Origin of the sequence: Pedobacter cryoconitis (genome assembly GCF_003259615.1) — a bacterium.
Taxonomy (GTDB): Bacteria; Bacteroidota; Bacteroidia; order Sphingobacteriales; family Sphingobacteriaceae; genus Pedobacter; species Pedobacter cryoconitis.
Map to the genome: position 1 here is coordinate 431,844 of NZ_QLLR01000002.1, position 18,860 is coordinate 450,703.

At 37.7% G+C, this 18,860-nt stretch carries 15 protein-coding genes; 5 read left to right on the forward strand and 10 right to left on the reverse strand.

The window, feature by feature from the left end:
- Nucleotides 1-13 precede the first annotated feature (13 nt).
- The 3 genes from LY11_RS04795 to LY11_RS04805 are packed head-to-tail and all read right to left on the reverse strand — an operon-like array spanning nucleotide 14 to nucleotide 5,371.
- Entirely contained in the window at nucleotides 14-3,094 is a 3,081-nt protein-coding gene (locus LY11_RS04795; RefSeq protein ID WP_111632574.1) for a SusC/RagA family TonB-linked outer membrane protein, read from the reverse strand.
- Between the two features lie 34 nt (nucleotides 3,095-3,128).
- Nucleotides 3,129-4,019: a carbohydrate kinase family protein gene (locus LY11_RS04800; RefSeq protein WP_111632575.1), complete on the reverse strand. Its 891-nt coding sequence runs from the start codon at nucleotides 4,017-4,019 to the stop codon at nucleotides 3,129-3,131.
- Nucleotides 4,020-4,039: 20 nt separating this feature from the next.
- Nucleotides 4,040-5,371 carry a sugar porter family MFS transporter gene (locus LY11_RS04805; RefSeq protein ID WP_111632576.1) on the reverse strand — a complete coding sequence of 444 codons (1,332 nt, stop codon included), beginning with the start codon at nucleotides 5,369-5,371 and terminating at the stop codon, nucleotides 4,040-4,042.
- 337 nt (nucleotides 5,372-5,708) lie between these two features.
- On the opposite strand from LY11_RS04805, the gene LY11_RS04810 reads away from it, so the two are divergent.
- Nucleotides 5,709-8,486, forward strand: coding sequence for a hybrid sensor histidine kinase/response regulator transcription factor (locus tag LY11_RS04810; protein ID WP_111632577.1), 2,778 nt, complete (start codon nucleotides 5,709-5,711; stop codon nucleotides 8,484-8,486).
- Between the two features lie 44 nt (nucleotides 8,487-8,530).
- On the opposite strand, the gene LY11_RS04815 is transcribed toward LY11_RS04810, so the two are convergent.
- Nucleotides 8,531-9,718: a glycoside hydrolase family 18 protein gene (locus LY11_RS04815; protein ID WP_111632578.1), complete on the reverse strand. Its 1,188-nt coding sequence runs from the start codon at nucleotides 9,716-9,718 to the stop codon at nucleotides 8,531-8,533.
- Between the two features lie 215 nt (nucleotides 9,719-9,933).
- Nucleotides 9,934-10,107, reverse strand: a complete 174-nt coding sequence (locus LY11_RS26650; RefSeq protein WP_170132627.1) for a hypothetical protein — start codon at nucleotides 10,105-10,107, stop codon at nucleotides 9,934-9,936.
- Nucleotides 10,108-10,228: 121 nt separating this feature from the next.
- Here LY11_RS26650 and LY11_RS04825 point away from each other — a divergent pair, with 121 nt between their 5' ends.
- Nucleotides 10,229-10,918 carry a VIT1/CCC1 transporter family protein gene (locus tag LY11_RS04825; RefSeq protein WP_111632580.1) on the forward strand — a complete coding sequence of 230 codons (690 nt, stop codon included), beginning with the start codon at nucleotides 10,229-10,231 and terminating at the stop codon, nucleotides 10,916-10,918.
- Between the two features lie 11 nt (nucleotides 10,919-10,929).
- On the opposite strand, the gene LY11_RS04830 is transcribed toward LY11_RS04825, so the two are convergent.
- Both LY11_RS04830 and LY11_RS04835 read right to left on the reverse strand, forming a co-directional pair.
- Nucleotides 10,930-13,305, reverse strand: coding sequence for a phosphoketolase family protein (locus LY11_RS04830; protein WP_111632581.1), 2,376 nt, complete (start codon nucleotides 13,303-13,305; stop codon nucleotides 10,930-10,932).
- 5 nt (nucleotides 13,306-13,310) lie between these two features.
- Complete coding sequence (locus LY11_RS04835) at nucleotides 13,311-14,501, reverse strand: acetate/propionate family kinase (protein WP_111632664.1); 1,191 nt, start codon at nucleotides 14,499-14,501, stop codon at nucleotides 13,311-13,313.
- 144 nt (nucleotides 14,502-14,645) lie between these two features.
- Between LY11_RS04835 and LY11_RS04840 the strand changes: the two genes are divergently transcribed.
- Both LY11_RS04840 and LY11_RS04845 read left to right on the forward strand, forming a co-directional pair.
- A complete protein-coding gene (locus tag LY11_RS04840; protein ID WP_111632582.1) occupies nucleotides 14,646-15,065 on the forward strand; it encodes a PAS domain S-box protein in 420 nt (139 codons plus the stop codon).
- Nucleotide 15,066: 1 nt separating this feature from the next.
- Nucleotides 15,067-15,936: a universal stress protein gene (locus tag LY11_RS04845; protein ID WP_111632583.1), complete on the forward strand. Its 870-nt coding sequence runs from the start codon at nucleotides 15,067-15,069 to the stop codon at nucleotides 15,934-15,936.
- Nucleotides 15,937-16,143: 207 nt separating this feature from the next.
- Here LY11_RS04845 and LY11_RS04850 read toward each other — a convergent pair whose 3' ends face one another.
- From LY11_RS04850 to LY11_RS04860, 3 genes are all read right to left on the reverse strand, one after another.
- Nucleotides 16,144-16,485 carry a hypothetical protein gene (locus LY11_RS04850; RefSeq protein ID WP_111632584.1) on the reverse strand — a complete coding sequence of 114 codons (342 nt, stop codon included), beginning with the start codon at nucleotides 16,483-16,485 and terminating at the stop codon, nucleotides 16,144-16,146.
- A gap of 251 nt (nucleotides 16,486-16,736) precedes the next feature.
- Entirely contained in the window at nucleotides 16,737-17,156 is a 420-nt protein-coding gene (locus tag LY11_RS04855) for a hypothetical protein (protein WP_111632585.1), read from the reverse strand.
- A 20-nt stretch (nucleotides 17,157-17,176) separates the two neighbouring features.
- Nucleotides 17,177-18,049 (reverse strand): universal stress protein, encoded by an 873-nt coding sequence (locus LY11_RS04860; RefSeq protein ID WP_111632586.1) that lies wholly within the window; start codon nucleotides 18,047-18,049, stop codon nucleotides 17,177-17,179.
- 301 nt (nucleotides 18,050-18,350) lie between these two features.
- Here LY11_RS04860 and LY11_RS04865 point away from each other — a divergent pair, with 301 nt between their 5' ends.
- Nucleotides 18,351-18,728 (forward strand): response regulator, encoded by a 378-nt coding sequence (locus LY11_RS04865; protein ID WP_111632587.1) that lies wholly within the window; start codon nucleotides 18,351-18,353, stop codon nucleotides 18,726-18,728.
- Nucleotides 18,729-18,860 lie beyond the last annotated feature (132 nt).

The following is an 18,860-nucleotide window of genomic DNA, read 5'->3' on the forward strand; positions in this document are numbered from 1 at the left end:
TATAGCTAAGATTTTATAAGGTGATATTTAAGCCAATAGTTCCAACAATGGGTACTGGAAATCCGTAATTTGGAATTTCCGGGTCCGTTCCTGTAAATGACTTGCTTTTAATAGTGAATAAATTACTGCCCTGAATATATACCCTGAGATTCTGTATTTTCATATTCAATGCCTTTTTAAGGTTAAAACCAATCTGCAGATTTCTCAACTTCAGGTAGGAACCGTTTTCAATGAAGTAAGTTGAAGATCTGCCTTCATTGTTACGGTCTACCAGCGTTAAAGCAGGTATAGTAGAATTTGGATTAGCTGGCGTCCAGGCATCAAGCGTTCTGCTTCCCCAGTTGGTTCCGGTCCATAACGAAGAAAAATCAGTATAGGTCTTAAACTCGTTCATCACATCTACGTTTACTGCCTGAAGGAAAAAACTCATGTCAAAGTTTTTATAGGTAAGTGATACGTTTAAGCCGTAAGTGAATTTAGGACTGTTACTGCCAATAAAATCCCGGTCCAGATCATTAATTACGCCATCGCCATTCAGATCCTTGTATTTAATCCGACCCAACCCTTTTCCTGGCTGACTGGCATAGGCATCCACTTCTGCCTGAGAGGTAAACAACCCATCTGCGACATAACCAAAGTAAGAATTGATGGGCCTTCCAAGTACATTTTTATCTGTGCCATTTCCCTTATAGGAAGCTAAAACATCCTTAGGTAAATAAGTTACCTTATTTCTATAGAGAGAAAAATTACCAGTCAGATTGAAACCAAAGTCACTTCCAATTTTATCTTCATAGCTAATGATCGCATCAAGACCCTTATTTTGCATTGAAGCACCGTTGCTATAGCTGTTACCACCATCACCAAGTACAGCCAGGTAAGCTGGACTGATCAGGATATCTGATGTCTTTTTGATAAAATAATCAATTGATCCGGTAACCTTATTGTTCCAAAGTCCAAAGTCAACACCAAAATTAGACTCTTTCAATGATTCCCATTTCAGCTTGTCATTCCCTTGCTGGATTGAAGTAAAGCCCGAAGGAAGCTGACCAGTACCTGCCCCTTTAATATCATATGCCGTACCACCGTCAAAATCCCATGTTGGATCGGTACCATAAATAGCTGAATACAGGGAAAGCGTTGCATTGTTTGGAATTTCCTGATTTCCTGAACGGCCCCAGCCGTATCTAAGTTTCAGATCAGAGAACAGATCAAGATCCTTTATAAATTTCTCCTCACTCAATCTCCAGCCCAGCGAGAATGCAGGAAATATTCCATAACGGTTTTCTTTACCGAAACGTGAAGACCCATCTCTTCTTAAGGTAACAGACGCGATGTATCTATCGTTATAACTGTAATTGGCTTTTCCGAAATAAGATAATAATGTGTTTCCTGCACCACTCCCACCATTCAGCGTATTCGTTGTGCCTGCATTAAGATAGGCATAATCAATATTTTCCAATGCAAGGCCTTGTCTGCTTGCAGAGAATTCCTGGTTAATGTTTTTAATGTATTCCTGGCCAAGCAAGACTTCAAAATTATGTTTTTCACGGGTAACCTTATAATTTAAAGTATTCTGCCAGATCACATTACCCTGGTAGGCTTGAGAATTGCTCACCTGGTTAGCCGGATCAGATAAAAAGCCAGAAGTATAGGATTTTTTAAGTAACCTCTGGTAAGTACCATTATAATCTACTCCAAAATTGGTTCTGAAGTTTAAGCCTGGAATAAGCTGGTAATCTGCATATACATTTCCGAAAAGCCTGAAGAAATTAGCGCTATTCTGTGTATTGTCCTCAATTAGCCTTACAGGATTCTGTCTGTCGGTCATCCCTGCAGCAGGACCTCCCCAACCACCTGTTACCGTATGTACAGGAACAACAGGCTGTTGAACAAGCGAGGCGAAAAGAATATCGCTCGATGGAATAAGTGCATTTTTAATGTAGCTCACCGAAAAATTCTCACCAACTTTCAGTTTGTTATTTAAGTAATTATAATCAGAATTAAACCTGGCGGTATATTTCTGGCTTCTTGATTTCCTGACAATCCCTTTGTTATCATAATAACCAATTGAAAAAAGGCTGTTTCCCTTTTCTCCGCCATTGGAAACTGTGGCATCATAAGACTGAATGATTGAATTTTGAGAAATTTCATCAAACCAGTGCGTATCTGCAGACTTCATAGTTTTAGCAGCATCAATGTATTCTGGAAAAATTACGCTGTTTAATACCGGGTTGTTAAAATTATTATTCCAGTCATATTGATAGATCTGGTTGTTATTAGGATTGACCTTATCATTGACAGAGGCTTGCCAGTAAGCTCTTCCTCTTTCTTCTGCATTCAGGGTTTTTAATTTCGTCGCATAATTCTGGATGGAAGCAGATGCATTAAAATCTACCTTGGAATAGCCCTTCTTTGCCTTCTTTGTCGTAATAATAATGACTCCATTTGCAGCTCTTGAGCCATATATGGTGGCTGACGATGCATCTTTAAGTACTTGAATAGATTCTATATCGCTTTGATTGAGCTGCTCCATACCATTTTTGGTTGGAATGCCATCTATAACATATAAGGGATCGTTGTTACCTAAAGTACCAATTCCACGAATTCTGACAACTGCCTGCCCAGTTGGTGAACCATCTGTCGTAATCAGTACGCCAGGTACCCGGCCTTGAAGTGACTTCATTGCATTTCCAGATGGAATATCCTTAATTTTAGCAACATCAACAACATTTACTGCGCCGGTTATATCTTTCTTGCGTTCTTTTTGATAACCTGTTACCACAACCTCGTTGAGCTTGTTGATCGAAATACCTAATTTGATCTTTAAATTGGCAGATTCTGCATTTATCGGATAGGTTAATGGATCGGCACCGATATAAATAAACCGTAAAGACTGCCCTGCAGTTACTTCGATTCTAAATGCACCATTAGCATCGGTCCTTGTAATTTTCTGTGTACCGACTATAACAACAGTAACTGCTTCCAGGGGAACGGACTCGCTATCGGTAACGACTCCGCTGACAGATTTGGTCTGGCCCAATGCCAAGCCAATCGCCACCAGGACAAAAAGCCAGGTGAGGTAAAATTTTCTCATAAGATTTATAATTTGGTTAGTGATTGCTCGTTTGTTAAAATATCTCTGTAATAAAATTTTGGTAATCTTCTATTTTATATTTAGGGCACCCCCCTTTTTTTGTTGCTATAAAAGCCCCCATTGCAATTGCATTTTTTATAATAGTTTTCGGGGCTATCCCTCTTTGGTGATTAGCAATAAAAGCGGCAAGAAAGGAATCTCCGCTACCAATAGTATCATTCACCTCAATCACCGGGCCCCAGCCGTGGTATGAATCTTCACTTTTATGATAAGAAGCGCCAAACTCCCCTTTGGTGACAATAACCTCTGGAATTTTGAAACGTTCCTGTATAAACTTTACCTGCTCTGCTTCATTTTTAAAACTTCCTCCAAAAAGAATTTGTGCCATATGCAATTCAGATTCATTAAACTTGATAATGTCTGCCCGCTCCATCAATTCTTCCAGAAGTTTCTTATTGAAAAAAGGAGGTCGAAGATTAATATCAAGTACCTTAATTGAATCGCTATCGAGGAACTTGAACAAGGTCTTCCTGGAAAGTTCATTTCTTGATGCAAGGCTCCCATAGACAAAATACGTGGAGGCAGTTAATGCATTACTTATTTCTGTGTGATGATCGATAAAATCCCAGGCTACCGGAAAAACGATTTCATAAGAAACTTCATTGCTGGCTCCCATACGTGCAATAACCTCACTTGTAGGATATGAAGCATCGCGCTGCAGAAGTTTTTTATTCATCCCCCAGTTGTCAAGCAAGTTTACCAGCTTCTCTCCGTTTTCATCATTGCCAATCTTGCTGATGATGCTCGTTGAAACGCCAAGTTTATTGAGATGGTATGCCACATTAAGTGGAGCACCTCCCGGCTGAGGACCATCTGGTAGCACATCCCATAAAATTTCGCCAAAACAAATTGCCGATGTAATCATATTTTTTATTGTTTAATTTGTTAATGCATTACAATTCCAGTTTCTATCTGCTCCAAAGACTGACCTTTTGTTTCAGGCATCATTCTCCAGACAAATATTAACTGTAACACCATCATCGCACAGAAGAAGAAAAAGATATTAGCCCCGCCAAAGGATTCTGCCAGATAAGGAAAACAGAATGCAATCAATGCTGCCATGACCCAATGGGTAGAACTTCCCAGAGTCTGCCCCTTTGCACGTACCTGGTTTGGGAAGATCTCCGAAATGAAGACCCAGATTACTGCACCTTGCGAAAAAGCAAAAAAAGCAATAAAAAGCATCACATATATTGGAATTTGAAACCCACTGGATTTTTCGCCTAAAAAAGTAAATGCAATTAGTGCCAATGAAACAATCAATCCAATAGATCCGATTAACATGAGTGTTCTTCTGCCTACTTTATCAATAATATTGATGGCCAGCAATGTAAATATGAAATTGACCATACCAATACCCACCGTAGAAAGCAGTGAAGAATGTGCACCCAGACCGGCCATTTCAAATATTCTTGGCGCATAGTAAATAATCGCATTAATGCCCGAAACCTGGTTGAAAAAGGCAAATAAAACAGCGAGTATGACTGGTTTGTTATACTTACCAGAAAAAAGCCCATCTGCTGATTTATTATGCTCAATGTCTAAACCGGATTTTTGGATTGAAGCAAGCTCTTCATTACAGTTTAGCGGATTGATGATTCTGAGGATTTCCAGCGCCTTTTCTGTAGCTCCTCTTTTAAGGATTAACCAGCGGGGACTTTCCGGAATAAAATAAATCAGTACCAAAAATATAATTGAAGGGAACGCCTGCACACCTAGCATCCATCTCCAGGATGCTTCTCCTCCCTGGCTTAAAAGATAGTTTGAAAGATAAGAGATCAGGATTCCAAGAACAACATTGAACTGAAACAAGCCTACCAATCTGCCTCTGCGATGTGCGGGGGAAACTTCTGATATATATATGGGTGCAGTAACTGAAGAAATCCCTACGCCCAATCCTCCCAGAAATCTAAATGCTAAAAATACATGCCAGTTATCTGCTAAGGCAGTTCCCAGCGAAGAGAGCAGATAAGCTGCCGCAACAAAGTATAAAGTATTTTTTCTTCCAAAATGATCTGAGGGTTTTGAACCAATAAGAGAACCAATAACAGTTCCTATAAGTGCAATAGAGATAGTAAGGCCGTGAGCAAAAGCAGAAAGATTCCAGAATTGCTGAATTGATTTCTCTGCACCAGAAATCACAGCAGTATCAAATCCGAACAGGAAGCCGCCAAGGGCTACGACCATGGACCAAGCCAGGACGGAATGTTTTTTCATAAAGAGTTTATATAATGGTTATGGAGTGTAAGGTGCCTAAAACCACAGGTCATTAACATCAAATTTGTTTCAAAAACATACAAATTATCAACAATAAACAAAACTCTGATATTCAAATACTTAAACACAAGACAGCGTTAAATAAAATTCAGACTTATGTTTTTGAAACATTCATGTTATACTTTTGATACATCATCTTCAAAGTCTTCTCTCGTGTCACAGCTACTTATCTTCTACAGCACTTCTATTTTTTCTATCTTTAATAGAAATTCTTAAAAGCAGGATCTAACCAAATAAATTTTGCGCTGGGAAATCCAGTTCATATCAACTGATAACTATGCTTCAAAAACATCTCTTGCTTACCAGAATATTTATTTTAGTCTTGCTGAGTACCCTCCTTTTATCATGCGGAAAAAAGAAAAAGAAAGATGCGCAATATGTCATTGCATTTTCTCAATGTGTAGGCTCTGATCTATGGCGAAGAACCATGCTGGAAGAAATGAAAATGGAACTTTCACTTCATCCCGACGCTAAATTAATTTACAGGGATGCTAACAACAGCAGCGAAAGGCAGGTTTCACAGGTTAAAGAAATGCTTGACAAAGGAATAGACATCCTCATTATCTCTCCGAATGAGGCCAACCCTCTTACGCCTATCGTAGAACAGGCCTATAATAAAGGTATTCCTGTGATTATCATTGATCGTAAAATATCTTCATCCTCTTATACCGCCTATGTTGGCGCGGATAATTATCAGATCGGTAAGATGGCTGGTGAATATGTAGGCTCTTTACTTGCCGGAAAGGGAAATATTATTGAAATTATGGGGCTGCCGGGATCTTCTCCTGCAATTGAGCGGCAAAAAGGATTTTCAAAAGGGCTGGAAAGATTCAAAGGGATCAGGATCTCTGCACAAATTTATGGAGACTGGCTAAAGCCCAACTCAGAAAAACAGCTCTTGAAATTTAAAGAAGCACTTCCTTATACAGACCTTATTTTTGCGCATAATGACCAAATGGCCTCAGGAGCAAAAGAGGTACTCCATCAGCTTGGCTTAACAAAAAGAATTAAAATTATTGGTATAGATGCACTGCCCGGAGCTGGTGGTGGACTCCAGATGATTGACAGTAAAGTAATTAATGCGAGCATGTTATACCCTACCGGCGGTAAAGAGGCTATTTCAACTGCTTTCAAAATACTGAACAAAACATCTTTTGATAAAGAAAACATACTGCCTTCATTGGTTATTGATTCATCAAATGTTCAACTGATGAAAATGCAGTGGAATAAATTCAGCAGCCAACAGCAGGATATTGAACGCCAACAGACATTATTAGAAGAGCAAAGGTCACTTTTTGATAACCAGCAGTTTATTTTAAATATTATAGTGATTGCGCTGGTACTTTCTTTTGTATTTGGTGGTTTAGCTTTCTTTTCCCTTCAGGAAAACAGGAAGATCAATAAAAAACTGGAGGCCAATAACGTGGAGATTTTAAATCAGCGTAACCAGCTGATAGAAATGTCAGAAAAAGCAAAAACAGCTACTGAAGCCAAACTCAATTTCTTTACGAATATTTCGCATGAATTCCGTACCCCATTAACATTGATACTTTCGCCCCTGGAAGATCTGATTAAAAATGAAAAAATAAATGCACTTGCCGGGCAAAACCTAAAATTGATTCATAAAAATGTATTCAGATTGCTCAGGCTCATTAATCAGCTGATCGAATATCGAAAAATAGAACTTGATAAAATGAGAATAAAGGCATCAGCAAACAATCTGGTCGACTTTATCAATGAAATTCTGGAAAGTTTTCAGCACAGCGCAAAAAAAAGAAATATAGACCTCAGGCTGATCTCAACGGAAAAAGACATCGTTATATGGTTTGATGCAAATATGTTAGACAAGGTCATCTTTAATCTGTTATCCAATGCCCTTAAATTTACCACTGCAAATGGAACAATACATTTAACGATCAAGCGTCAGGACCGTTTTATAACCATAGAAGTTAAAGATAATGGAACCGGAATGGAGCCTGAAGAGGTTAATCATATATTTGAACATTTTTATCAGGCCGAGTCAAATTCTGCAAGAGGCTCCGGATTAGGCCTCTCCTTATCCAAAGAACTGATGAAACTTCAACACGGAGATTTGGTAGTAGAAAGTAAAAAATGGTATGGTACTACCTTTACTATAAAATTATTAATGGGTGAAGATCATTTCAGCGCAAAAGAAAAATCCGTTCAACCGTTACTCAAAGAGGAACTTCACGAAAATGCAAGAATTTATACAACAGATTTAGAGGAGCGCAAAGAACAAAAAAACAGTGACGCGCTCAGACAACTAAAAGAACAGTCTATATTAATTATTGAGGACAATTCCGACCTGCTATATTATCTGGGAGAGAAATTTGACGATGAGTATGAAATATTCATCGCTAACACAGGAGAAAGCGGTATTACTTCGGCATATGAGCAAGTACCAGATCTGATTATCTGTGATGTTGTCCTTCCCGATCTTTCAGGAAGACAAATTTCAGAAAAACTTAAATCCGATGTCCGTACCTCACATATCCCAATCATTCTGTTAACGGCCCAAGATAGCCTGGAACAGCAGATAAATGGTATTGAAAGCATGGCAGACGCCTATATTATAAAACCATTTAACTACAATTATCTCCTGGCTAATGTCAGAAACCTGCTAAAAAATCGATTGTTGTTAAAGTCGCACTATACAAGCGACATTAGTTCAATTGCTAAACAGCCTATTTCCAAAAGTCTGGATAAGAAATTTATCAATGATTTTTCTGGTCTTGTAGAACAGAACCTGGGAAATGAAAACTTCAGTGTTGAGCAGATCAGTAAAACTTTAGGTGTTTCCAGAGTTCAGTTATATAGAAAGATAAAAGCTTTACTAGATTGCAGTGTCAATGATTACATACTAAATAGAAGGTTGAAAAAGGCAAGATACTTATTGACCAATGAAAGATATAGTATAGCAGAAATCACCTATATGGTTGGCTTTTCTTCCCCAAATTATTTTTCTACAGTCTTTAAATCAAAGTATGGAATAAAGCCAAGCGAATTCAAAAGAAATCAAACGACAAACACATAAAATTTAGCCAGGGCTTTGCAGCCATATTTTCATCATTCTGATCACTAACGGAATTTTAGTTTTCGATTAATCTCCTGCAAAAGAATTCCTTTTTCATCGTTACTATATTCCCAGAACATCACCCCTGCTAGTCTATGATCCTTAACATATTTGCATTTATGCCTGATCGACCATTCGTCCTCGAAAGTAACAAACTGTTGATTTTGGGGACTGAATAAGTATGCAGCTTTGGCAGTTCTGTCTTTATGGTATTGGAATTTTCCTGAATTGATTAGACTGTCTTGTATATCAGTAAATCCTTTGGTTCCAGCAGCAGATTTAAGCTCCGCTCCGACAACGCTGCGTGCACCAGATTTGAGTTGATAAAGGTGACCATAAAAAGGTATTCCCAAGACTATTTTTCCGGGAAGTATACCTTCTTTTAAATATTCCTGCACCGATTTTAAAACAGAATTATTGTTATTTAAAGTTTTGGAGGGAAATAGCGGTGCCTGATGACAGGTTTTTCCGGGAAGTTCGTTTAGAAAATCATAAGCCATTAAGTCAATATAATCCAGGTATGCCTGTGCCTTATACATTTCTGTATGCTCCAGAAAGTCTTTGGAACAATCAGCCGCAATAGTTAATACAAGTTTTTTCTTAATTCGCTTCTCCGCATCATTTAATTCTTCTTTAAAAGCTTTTAGCAATAAGGTGAAATTTTGTTTGTCTTCAGGTCTGTGGATGTTACCTGCACCGGGCAGCCCCGGAAACTCCCAGTCAATGTCAACTCCATCAAGTTTATATTTCTCTACAAATGCAACAGCACTCCTGGCAAATGCCTTTCTGGAAGTATCTGCAAGTGCCATATCTGAAAAATTATTACTAAAGGTCCATCCCCCAATTGATATAAGGATCTTCAAATCAGGATTTTTAATTTTTAATGTACCAAGCTTTTTTAAGTTGACGGTATCTGTAGCTGCATTTTTCAAATTGATTCTATTGTTCTTAATATTAGCAAACGCATAATTAAGGTGCGTCAATTTTTCTGATTTAATCATATTCATATCGATTAAACCATCATATCCCGCAATATATCCAATCACAACATGCGGAGGTTTATTTAGACAATTCGCTTTAAAAGTATTTGTACCCAAAAATAAAACAGATAATATAGCCACCCTGAAAGTATTTCTGATTAAAAGTTTTTTATTATTGACATCTTGAAAGATAGTCCCTGATAAAGTCTTCATAGTAAGTTCTGGATTATAAAGATCAAATACAACTATGTTGCTTTAATCAACCAAACTTACATTAAAAAAGCATGATAGAGATTACCTGCAATGTTAAATAAACATTAATAAATACAGTACGTTGCAGTGTTTACCTCGTGCTATTGAAGAAGATAGCTGGGCAAGACAAATCACTTAGGTGTGATAGAATAAGTCATCACACATATAGTCGTTGTTCATCGGTATAGTAAGTCTTTGCTCCGGACACTATCAGCAAACAGCTCATTTAAGTAATTAAAAGTCATCCCCTTACTTAATACATCAAGAACAGCTATATCAATAGGATTCAAACGAAAAGTACTTAATTTCCGGAGATCTTTAATAGAAGTGACAGCATTAAAGGATTTCATGGTTTTTGTATGTATTTAATCCTGATCTTTATCTTGGTACATATCATTGGTATACTGCTGGCAGAACGGAAAGAAAGCAAAGGGATTGTATCAGACATGATTAACGGAGGAAAAACATAATATGGAACTTGAAGAACATTACACCAATAGAAGCGGTTGGTTAAGAGCAGCCGTTTTAGGCGCAAATGACGGTATTCTTTCTACAACCAGTCTGGCCATTGGCATTGCAGCAGCGAGTACCACACGGGAACCAATTGTATTGGCTGCCTTAGCAGGGCTGGTTGCCGGAGCGTTGTCTATGGCTGCCGGAGAATACGTTTCTGTGAGTTCACAATCGGATATTGAAACAGCCGATTTGAAAAGGGAAAAAATGGAATTGGAAAAGATGCCCGAAATTGAACTGAAGGAATTAGCCAAACTTTACCAGCAGAGGGGTCTGGAAGAAAATCTGGCCTTACAGGTTGCTACACAGCTCACTGCGCATGACGCTTTAGGTGCACATGCGAGAGATGAACTCGGCATCAATGAGATTACCCAGGCAAAACCAATGCAAGCTGCTTTAGCTTCGGCAGGCTCATTTATCACGGGCGGAATGCTCCCGATGCTGGTGTCCATTTTCGCACCACTTCACCTGATGGTCATTTGTCAATATAGTTTTTCGATTGTATTTTTAGCTATTTCTGCAATTGTTGCAGCGAAAGCAGGCGGATCCTCTATTAGCAAAGCTGTTATCCGGATTTGTTTTTGGGGAACAGCAGCGATGTTAATGACCGCTGCTGTAGGCTATCTTTTCGGTGTTAAAACAACTTAGTGTTCGCTGAATTAGTTTTCAATAATTACCTTATCCTTCCATTTCCAATTCTTTATTTCGGGCATATCATCCAGGTAAGTACAGATATAGTTTTTATGTTCTTTTAGTTTACCTTCACAATAAGCAATAAACGAATCTGCCTGCTGATGGAAATGAGGAACTCTTTTTACAGCTTCCATTGCCAGATGATAACGGCTCATTTGATTCAGCACGACCATATCGAATGGCGTAGTTGTCGTTCCTTCTTCCATATACCCTCTAACATGAAACCTTGCAGGATCTGGCCGTCCATGTACCAGATCGTGAATAATACGTACATAACCATGAAAAGCGAAAATTACCGGGGTAGTATTAGAAAATAGTGATTCGAAAACTTCTTCACTCATGCCATGAGGATGATAAGCCACCGGCGATAAAGACATCAGATCAACTACATTAATCAAACGTACTTTTAATTCTGGCAAATGTTCATGCAAAAGACTTGCCGCAGCAACTGTTTCAAGCGTAGGAACATCTCCTGCACAACCTAATATTACATCAGGAGCTTCTTTTCCTGCATTACCCGCCCATTTCCATTCAGATGCCCCTGCTTTACAATGTTCAACCGCTTCTTCTATTGTTAACCACTGCAATTCAGGTTGTTTGCCAGCTATAATTACATTCACAAAATCTTTACTGCGAAAACAATGATCCATTACAGATAAAAGTGTATTTGCATCAGGTGGCAAATAGATACGGATCACTGTATTCTTTTTATTTGCCACAGTATCAATAAATCCCGGCCCCTGATGACTGTATCCATTGTTATCTTGTCTCCATACATGTGATGTTAACAGGTAATTCAATGAAGCCACTGGTTTGCGCCAGGATAATTCCTTTGAAGTTTTAATCCACTTGGCATATTGACTGAACATAGAATCCACAATAGTCACAAATGCTTCATAACAAGGAAAAACACCATGTCTGCCTGTTAACAGATACCCTTCCAGCCAGCCTTCACAAAGATGTTCGCTTAGCACCTCCATCACCCGGCCATCCCGGGAGAGATTTTCATCTTTATCAATAATTTGCTCCATGAAACATCGCTTAGTAACCTGAAATACTGCTTCTAACCGATTAGAAGTAGTTTCATCCGGACAGAATAGTCTGAAGTTTTTTCTTTCCTCATTCAGTTTAAAAATGTCTCTTATAAAACGGCCTAAATTCCGGGTACTTTCTGCCTCTATCTTTCCAGGTGCTGAAATTGGGAGTGCATAGTCCTTAAAATCCGGTAAAATTAATTCTTTCAGTAAAAGGCCACCATTACTATAGGCAGACGCACTCATCCTTTTATTGCCTGATGGAGCCAAAGCAGCAAGTTCGGGGATAAGCCGGCCATCCTGATTAAATAACTTTTCCGGTTGATAACTCAGCATCCATTCTTCCAGCAATTTTAATTTCCCAGGATCTTCTTTAACACCAGCTAAAGGAACCTGATGTGAGCGGAAGGTATCCTCTATAGGGACATGATTCCATTCTTTAGGGCCTGTCCAGCCTTTTGGAGTTCTCAAAACAATCATTGGCCAATAGATATCGTTAAATGTCCCCCTGATCCTTGCATTTTGCTGGATGAGTCTAATTTTGCGATATACCTCATCAAGTACTTCTGCAAACTGGCGATGCACAGTCAGAGGATCATTTCCCTCCACAAAAAACACTTCATATCCGTGCCCTTTGAATAACTGAGTTAAGGCTTCATTATTTTTACGGGCCAATACTGTCGGGCCAGATATCTTATATCCGTTTAAATGGAGGATTGGCAATACCGCTCCATCTCTCATCGGGTTTAAAAATGACGCTCCACTCCAGCTGCCTGCCAGGGGACCTGTTTCCGCCTCCCCATCGCCCACCACACAAGCTACAATCAATTCTGGATTGTCAAAAGCAGCACCAAATGCATGTGAAAGTGCATACCCCAGCTCCCCACCCTCATGAATTGACCCCGGTGTGTGTGCACTTACGTGACTTGGAATCCCCCCTGGAGTAGAAAATTGCCTGAATAATTGCTTCATTCCGGTTTTGTCCTGTGTAATTGCTGGATAAACTTCTGTATATGTACCTTCCAGATAAGTATTTGCCACTATCGCAGGAGCTCCGTGTCCGGGGCCACAGACATACAAGATGTCAGCATCTGTTTCTTTAATCAACCTGTTGAGATGAACGTAAATGAGGTTTAGCCCCGGAGAAGTTCCCCAGTGACCGAGTAAACGAGGTTTAATATCTTCTGATTTTAATGGGCTTGTTAATAAAGGATTATCCTGAAGGTAGATTTGTCCGGCAGCAAGAAAATTGGCTGCCTGCCAGTAGGCATGCATTTTTTCAATGGTTTGATCAGAAATTATATTCATGATGATTAATTATTTAGTTTGACCATATTTTGAGTATGCCTGGCAATGACCAGTTCTTCATTTGTTTTAATTACATGAACCAGAACCCGGCTTTTTTCTGAGGAAATAACTTCACGGCTACAAAGATTTAACCTGCTGTCTAATTCTATTCCGAAAAAACCAAGCTCTTTACAAATCCGGCTACGGATAATAGCCGAATTCTCTCCTATTCCTCCTGTAAATACGAGAATATCCAAGCCACCCATAGCAGCTGTTAATGCTCCTATTTGTTTTCTTATGGTATAGCAAAACAGGGTCAATGCGTTGGCAGCGGCACTATTAAAATGTTCAGTTTCCAATAATTCCTTTATATCACCTGTCCCGGCAATTGCCTTCAATCCAGATTGCTTACTTAACAGCTCCTCTAATTCATCTATAGAAAGTTTATTTTTTTTGATTAAGAACAAAAGGGCTCCAGGATCAAGGTCTCCACTCCTGGTACTCATCACAAGTCCTCCCATTGGGCTCACCCCCATTGTAGTATCTATAGAAATTCCGTTTTTCACAGCAGCCAGGCTCGCTCCATTCCCTAAATGAGCAATGATAATCTTTTTGCTTTTTACTGGTAAATGCTTTTCACTAAGCCACAGCATAATATATTCATAGGACAGACCGTGAAATCCATATCGGATCAGGTCTTTACTGGTATACTTTGGTGGTAAAGCATAGTGATGGCCACAAAAGGGCATATTACGGTGAAAAAAAGTATCAAAACAAATAACCTGTGGCAGATTTCTAAACTTTTCCAGAAATGTATGAATTATCGCAAGCTCCTCTGGTAAGTGGTTAGGCGCAAGGAATATGAACTGCTTTAAGGTTACCAATAGTTGTTCAGTCAGCATTTCGGGTGCCCTGTGAGCTGGTCCTCCTTGCACCACTCTATGACCTATGGCAGTAAATGGATATTTACTTTGATTTTCATCCAGCCATTCAGTTAACGATTCAACTGCTGTAGGTACATCCTTAAACAACCCAATTTCATTTTTCAGTGAAGTGCCACGACTGTCACTGACTTTAAATAATCCATTTACAGTTCCTATAGCACTCATTACCCCAGTGATTTCCATTTGCCTGGAAACAGGATCATAAAGACTAAACTTTAAACTCGAAGAGCCTGAATTCAAACATAAAATATAGGTGGACAGCTTACTTTTCATAATCATGTTAACTGCTTACTAAGCTCGCTCTGCTTCGAATAAAAAAAAGTGACGACACTCATTTTTATCACTGATAATCATCATGTTACAACATTAAATAATCTTATAATTTTATATCCGTTAACATATTTTAAATTAAATACAATGGACAACCTGGCATTAATTAGCATACTTAATAATGCAATAGATGGCATTATTACTGTAGATTTTATTGGAAAGATTGAATCTGTAAATCCAGCGGCCTGCAAGATTTTCGGTTATACACCGGAAGAAGCAATTGGAAAAAACATTTCGGCATTTATGCCCTGTACAAATAAATTGGATTGTCTGAGTTACAGGCAACGCTATTTACCCAGAATAATCCCCGATATTACAGGTATTACATTTCAAGTAAATGGTTTAAGAAAAGACGGCACAATTTTCCCCTTTCAATTAGCAACAAGTAAGTTTGAAAACAGAGGAAGGAAAGTTTTCACCTGCTTTATTCATGAACTAGGTACTCAGAAATCAGAAAATAAAATACTGGCTGATTATCAAAATAACAACTGCAATTTTACCAGTTAATATGAAAAAGATAAACAAGAAAAGTATTTTAGTTTTAACTGATTTTTCCAAATACGCTAAAAATGCGGCAGAATCCGCATTGAATCTGGCCATCAAGATGAAGATGGATATTGTATTGTGCAATATTTATCCTACGCCTACAATACTATCTTCAACAGAAACCCCTTTTCCAATTGAATATGACGATAGCGCAAAACAGCAAAGTATCGATAGCCTTAAAATTGAAAAAATAAGACTCGAGTCTATTTTAAAAAGGGACACTGATATCTCAGTAATACCAGATATAACAATTATGGATGAAGATCACTCTTTCTCCTCCTTAGCAACTTTAATCAAAAAGGAGAAAAATATAATGATGGTGATTATGGGGGGCCGTCATCACCAAGGTAACGAATTCCTATTCGGTGGCTGCATCAATACTATTGTCAACAAAAGTAATTGCCCTGTGCTGTTGATCTCTGAAAAAGCACTAACTGAAGCTGTAAAAACTACAATCTTTGCAACTGACCTTACAATTGAAGATATGAAACAATTAAAGCTTTTAACAGAAAAAGCAGATTTGTTTAAATCTCATATTCACGTCTGTCATATCTCGCCCCCAACTCCAATCGTAATTGATTTTAATGAAGAATACCATCTATCTGAATTCATTCAGGAAATGGGCAAGCTGACCTTCAAAAAAATATCTTTTAAAAACATACAGGGAAAGAATATTGTTCAGGATCTGATAGAATTTGAAGAAGAAACCCATGCCGATCTCCTTGTAATAGTCCATAAAACACATTCTTTTTTATGGAAGCTATTTCATGAAAGCAGCGCTAAGAGATTAATCAGAAACCAAAAATCTCCATTATTAATTTTACCTGGTTAAAATTCCCGATCCAGCTCTTCTTTAAGAAGTTTTTTTCAGATATGGCTTTTACCTTTTTCATATTTCAGAATAAATCCCATCACTTAGTAATTATTAAAATTGGATTAATAGCATATAAGGCCTTTTCCAGGGAGTTGTCAAGATTATATAAGTCCGGATAATTAATTATGACTCCATCTTTTACCTCGCTGGTAATATAAGTGGCCTTTATAAGTATTGTTTTTTTAGCTTGAAAGTCTTAGTTTCCCCATTTTTAATAGCTTTATACATCAAGGCAATTGTAGAAATATCATCTTCATTTTTCAAAAATAACACGGCGGGTTTTTCCGCGTTTTCAACGAGTATATTTCCATTACTAAAGGCCTGCATCTGTTCCTGAAGAGCATGACCAGCATTAAAACCGCCCCCTCTATCAATTTTTACCGCCGGATAATCTGGATTTAGTTTTCCATAATGCCACTGATTTATAAAAGCAATCATGGCATCTGTTAATAGCGGATCGACCTTTGCCTTATCCGTATAACTGATAGTATCATAATGATCAATCAACTATGCAACTTGTCAAATAGTATTTTTTCCGGATGAAAATCTGCATGATTTAATCCAAATTGCAAAACACAGTCCAGCATCAACATAGCCCATGTATGATTTTTCACAGTATCTGGCAGTACCCATAAAAGTCTATAATTAGCCTGTGTATAAACCCTTTTTACAGTTTCAGGATAATACAGGCCCTTCCTATTATTCCTGAGCTGCCCAACATTATATCACGCATCTTTTTTCTGCCCATCTTTGACGAATTAATTAACTTTTAACTCGTCGTCGGTCAGAATTCGATCCAGCAACACAAAAATGCTTTTTTTTATTTCCCGGTATTCATTTACCAAATCTCTTATCAAATATTCTAAATGAGCCTGTTTACCTGCAATAGCTTCTTTACTTTCAATAAACAAATCTTCGGCTAAAAGCTCCAGGTCTTTAAGTTGATGATCCAGTAATTCTTTGACCTGATGTTTCTCATTAACTAGCTCAGCCAGTTTACCTATCAGGTGAATAATTACAACATTTCTTTTGGAATTCGTCAGATGTATAAAATTTTCTTTAAGTAATTTATTCAGAAAATCAATTTCATCCTTATAAAATTCAAGGTCAGTATTCCATCTTTTAGCGTTAATGTAATATTCAAGCGAACGCGCGGATAACTTAATTAGTGTTTCCATCTATTTTTGAATTAGTGTTTTTAATTTTCTTCATCTGGCGGAAATACCAAAAGCGGTATTTCAGTATGCCTCGAAAGTCTTTGGGTATGACTTCCGCTAAATATCCTTTCCAGAATATGATGCCGATGGTGAACTATAGCTACCATATCTATTTCCTGCTGATCAATAATCCAATTCAATCCACTATCAAAATCCGTGTTCCAAACTTTTTCATACTTAACTTTAGGATGATCTATTTTCGCAACAACATCATTCATATACGCCTCCGTTTTATACTGCTGCTTGCTATCTATCTCAATTTCTTTATAGGTGATATGAGTAATGGTGATTTCAGCATCCAGTAATGTGGCCAGATTAATCAATGATTTCAAAGGGCCTAATTCATGTATATCCAAATTTGTCGCAAATACAATTTTTCTTATTTTCTTAAAACCAGCTACATAAGGAACGAGTAAAATAGGAAAATCTGCCTTTTCAATCATTTCCTTGCTGTTACTGCCTAGTAGAAATTGAATTACCCCACCAGCGCCAGCCATTCCCATCACCACCAAATCTATTTCTCGTTCTTTGACCAAAGTACTTACTACCTCATGAACAGTCCCTTTGGCACTTTCATAAGCTATCCGTGGGCATACACTTTGATTATTATCCAAATTAGTCGAAGCACATAATTTTTGAACTAATACATCCAGATCACTTGTAACTTCTTCCTTTAAAGTAGGGTAATCCATTAAAGGCCATGCTACCTGAGCCACAATAGGTGTGTCAGCCGGTGCTTTAATTGCATTACACAGTAAAATATCAGCATTTAACACTTTTGCCAATTGCACAGCATATCGTGCTGCATTTTCGGCCGGCACAGAAAAATCAGTTGGTACCAGGATCTTTTTCATGATATATATTATTTAGTTTCTATGAACCACCTAACAAATTTTAGAAAAAAAAACAATAAGAAACATGACAGTGGTCACATAAACAAATGATAGTCAATATTTTAATTCAGTCAGGACAATACGACTTAAGCAGGCCTTTAATTGTTCATTTCTTTCTACTTCAATAAAAAATCAGTAACTTCTTCTTTATCTTTTTCCAGCCTCTTTATTTTGTGAATCAAATAATTTGTTCTTTTCAAAATTTCGCATCAAGTTCGTAAATATTATCAGATCTGAACTTCACATTCCTAAAATATAAAACATGATTCTAAAAAAAGTAATTTTGTTGATTGAGGATAATGAAGATATAAGAGAAAGTATTGCAAAAATACTTGAACTTGAAGGTTATCATGTATTGGCTGCGTCGTGCGGTGGTATGGGTGTCAGTTTAGCTAACCTTCATATACCAGATTTGGTCATTTGTGACATCGTGATGTGTGATATGGACGGCTATACCGTTTATGATTCTCTCAGAATACAACAAAAAACAAAAGATATTCCATTTATATTTTCTACAGCAAAATCAGAAAATTCTGAAATACTAAAAGCCAATTCCATGGGTGTTATGAATTATCTGATTAAGCCATTTACCGACCATGATCTAATGAGATGTGTTGATAATTGTTTAAAAGAAAGATAGAATTATCACCCATAATATGACTTCTTAAGAATACACTATTTCATGACTATATAAAATAAGATGCATCGGCTAGTTAATTATTGGATTTTTTCATTAATGTACCTAACTCTTCTTATAAATGAATAGGCACCT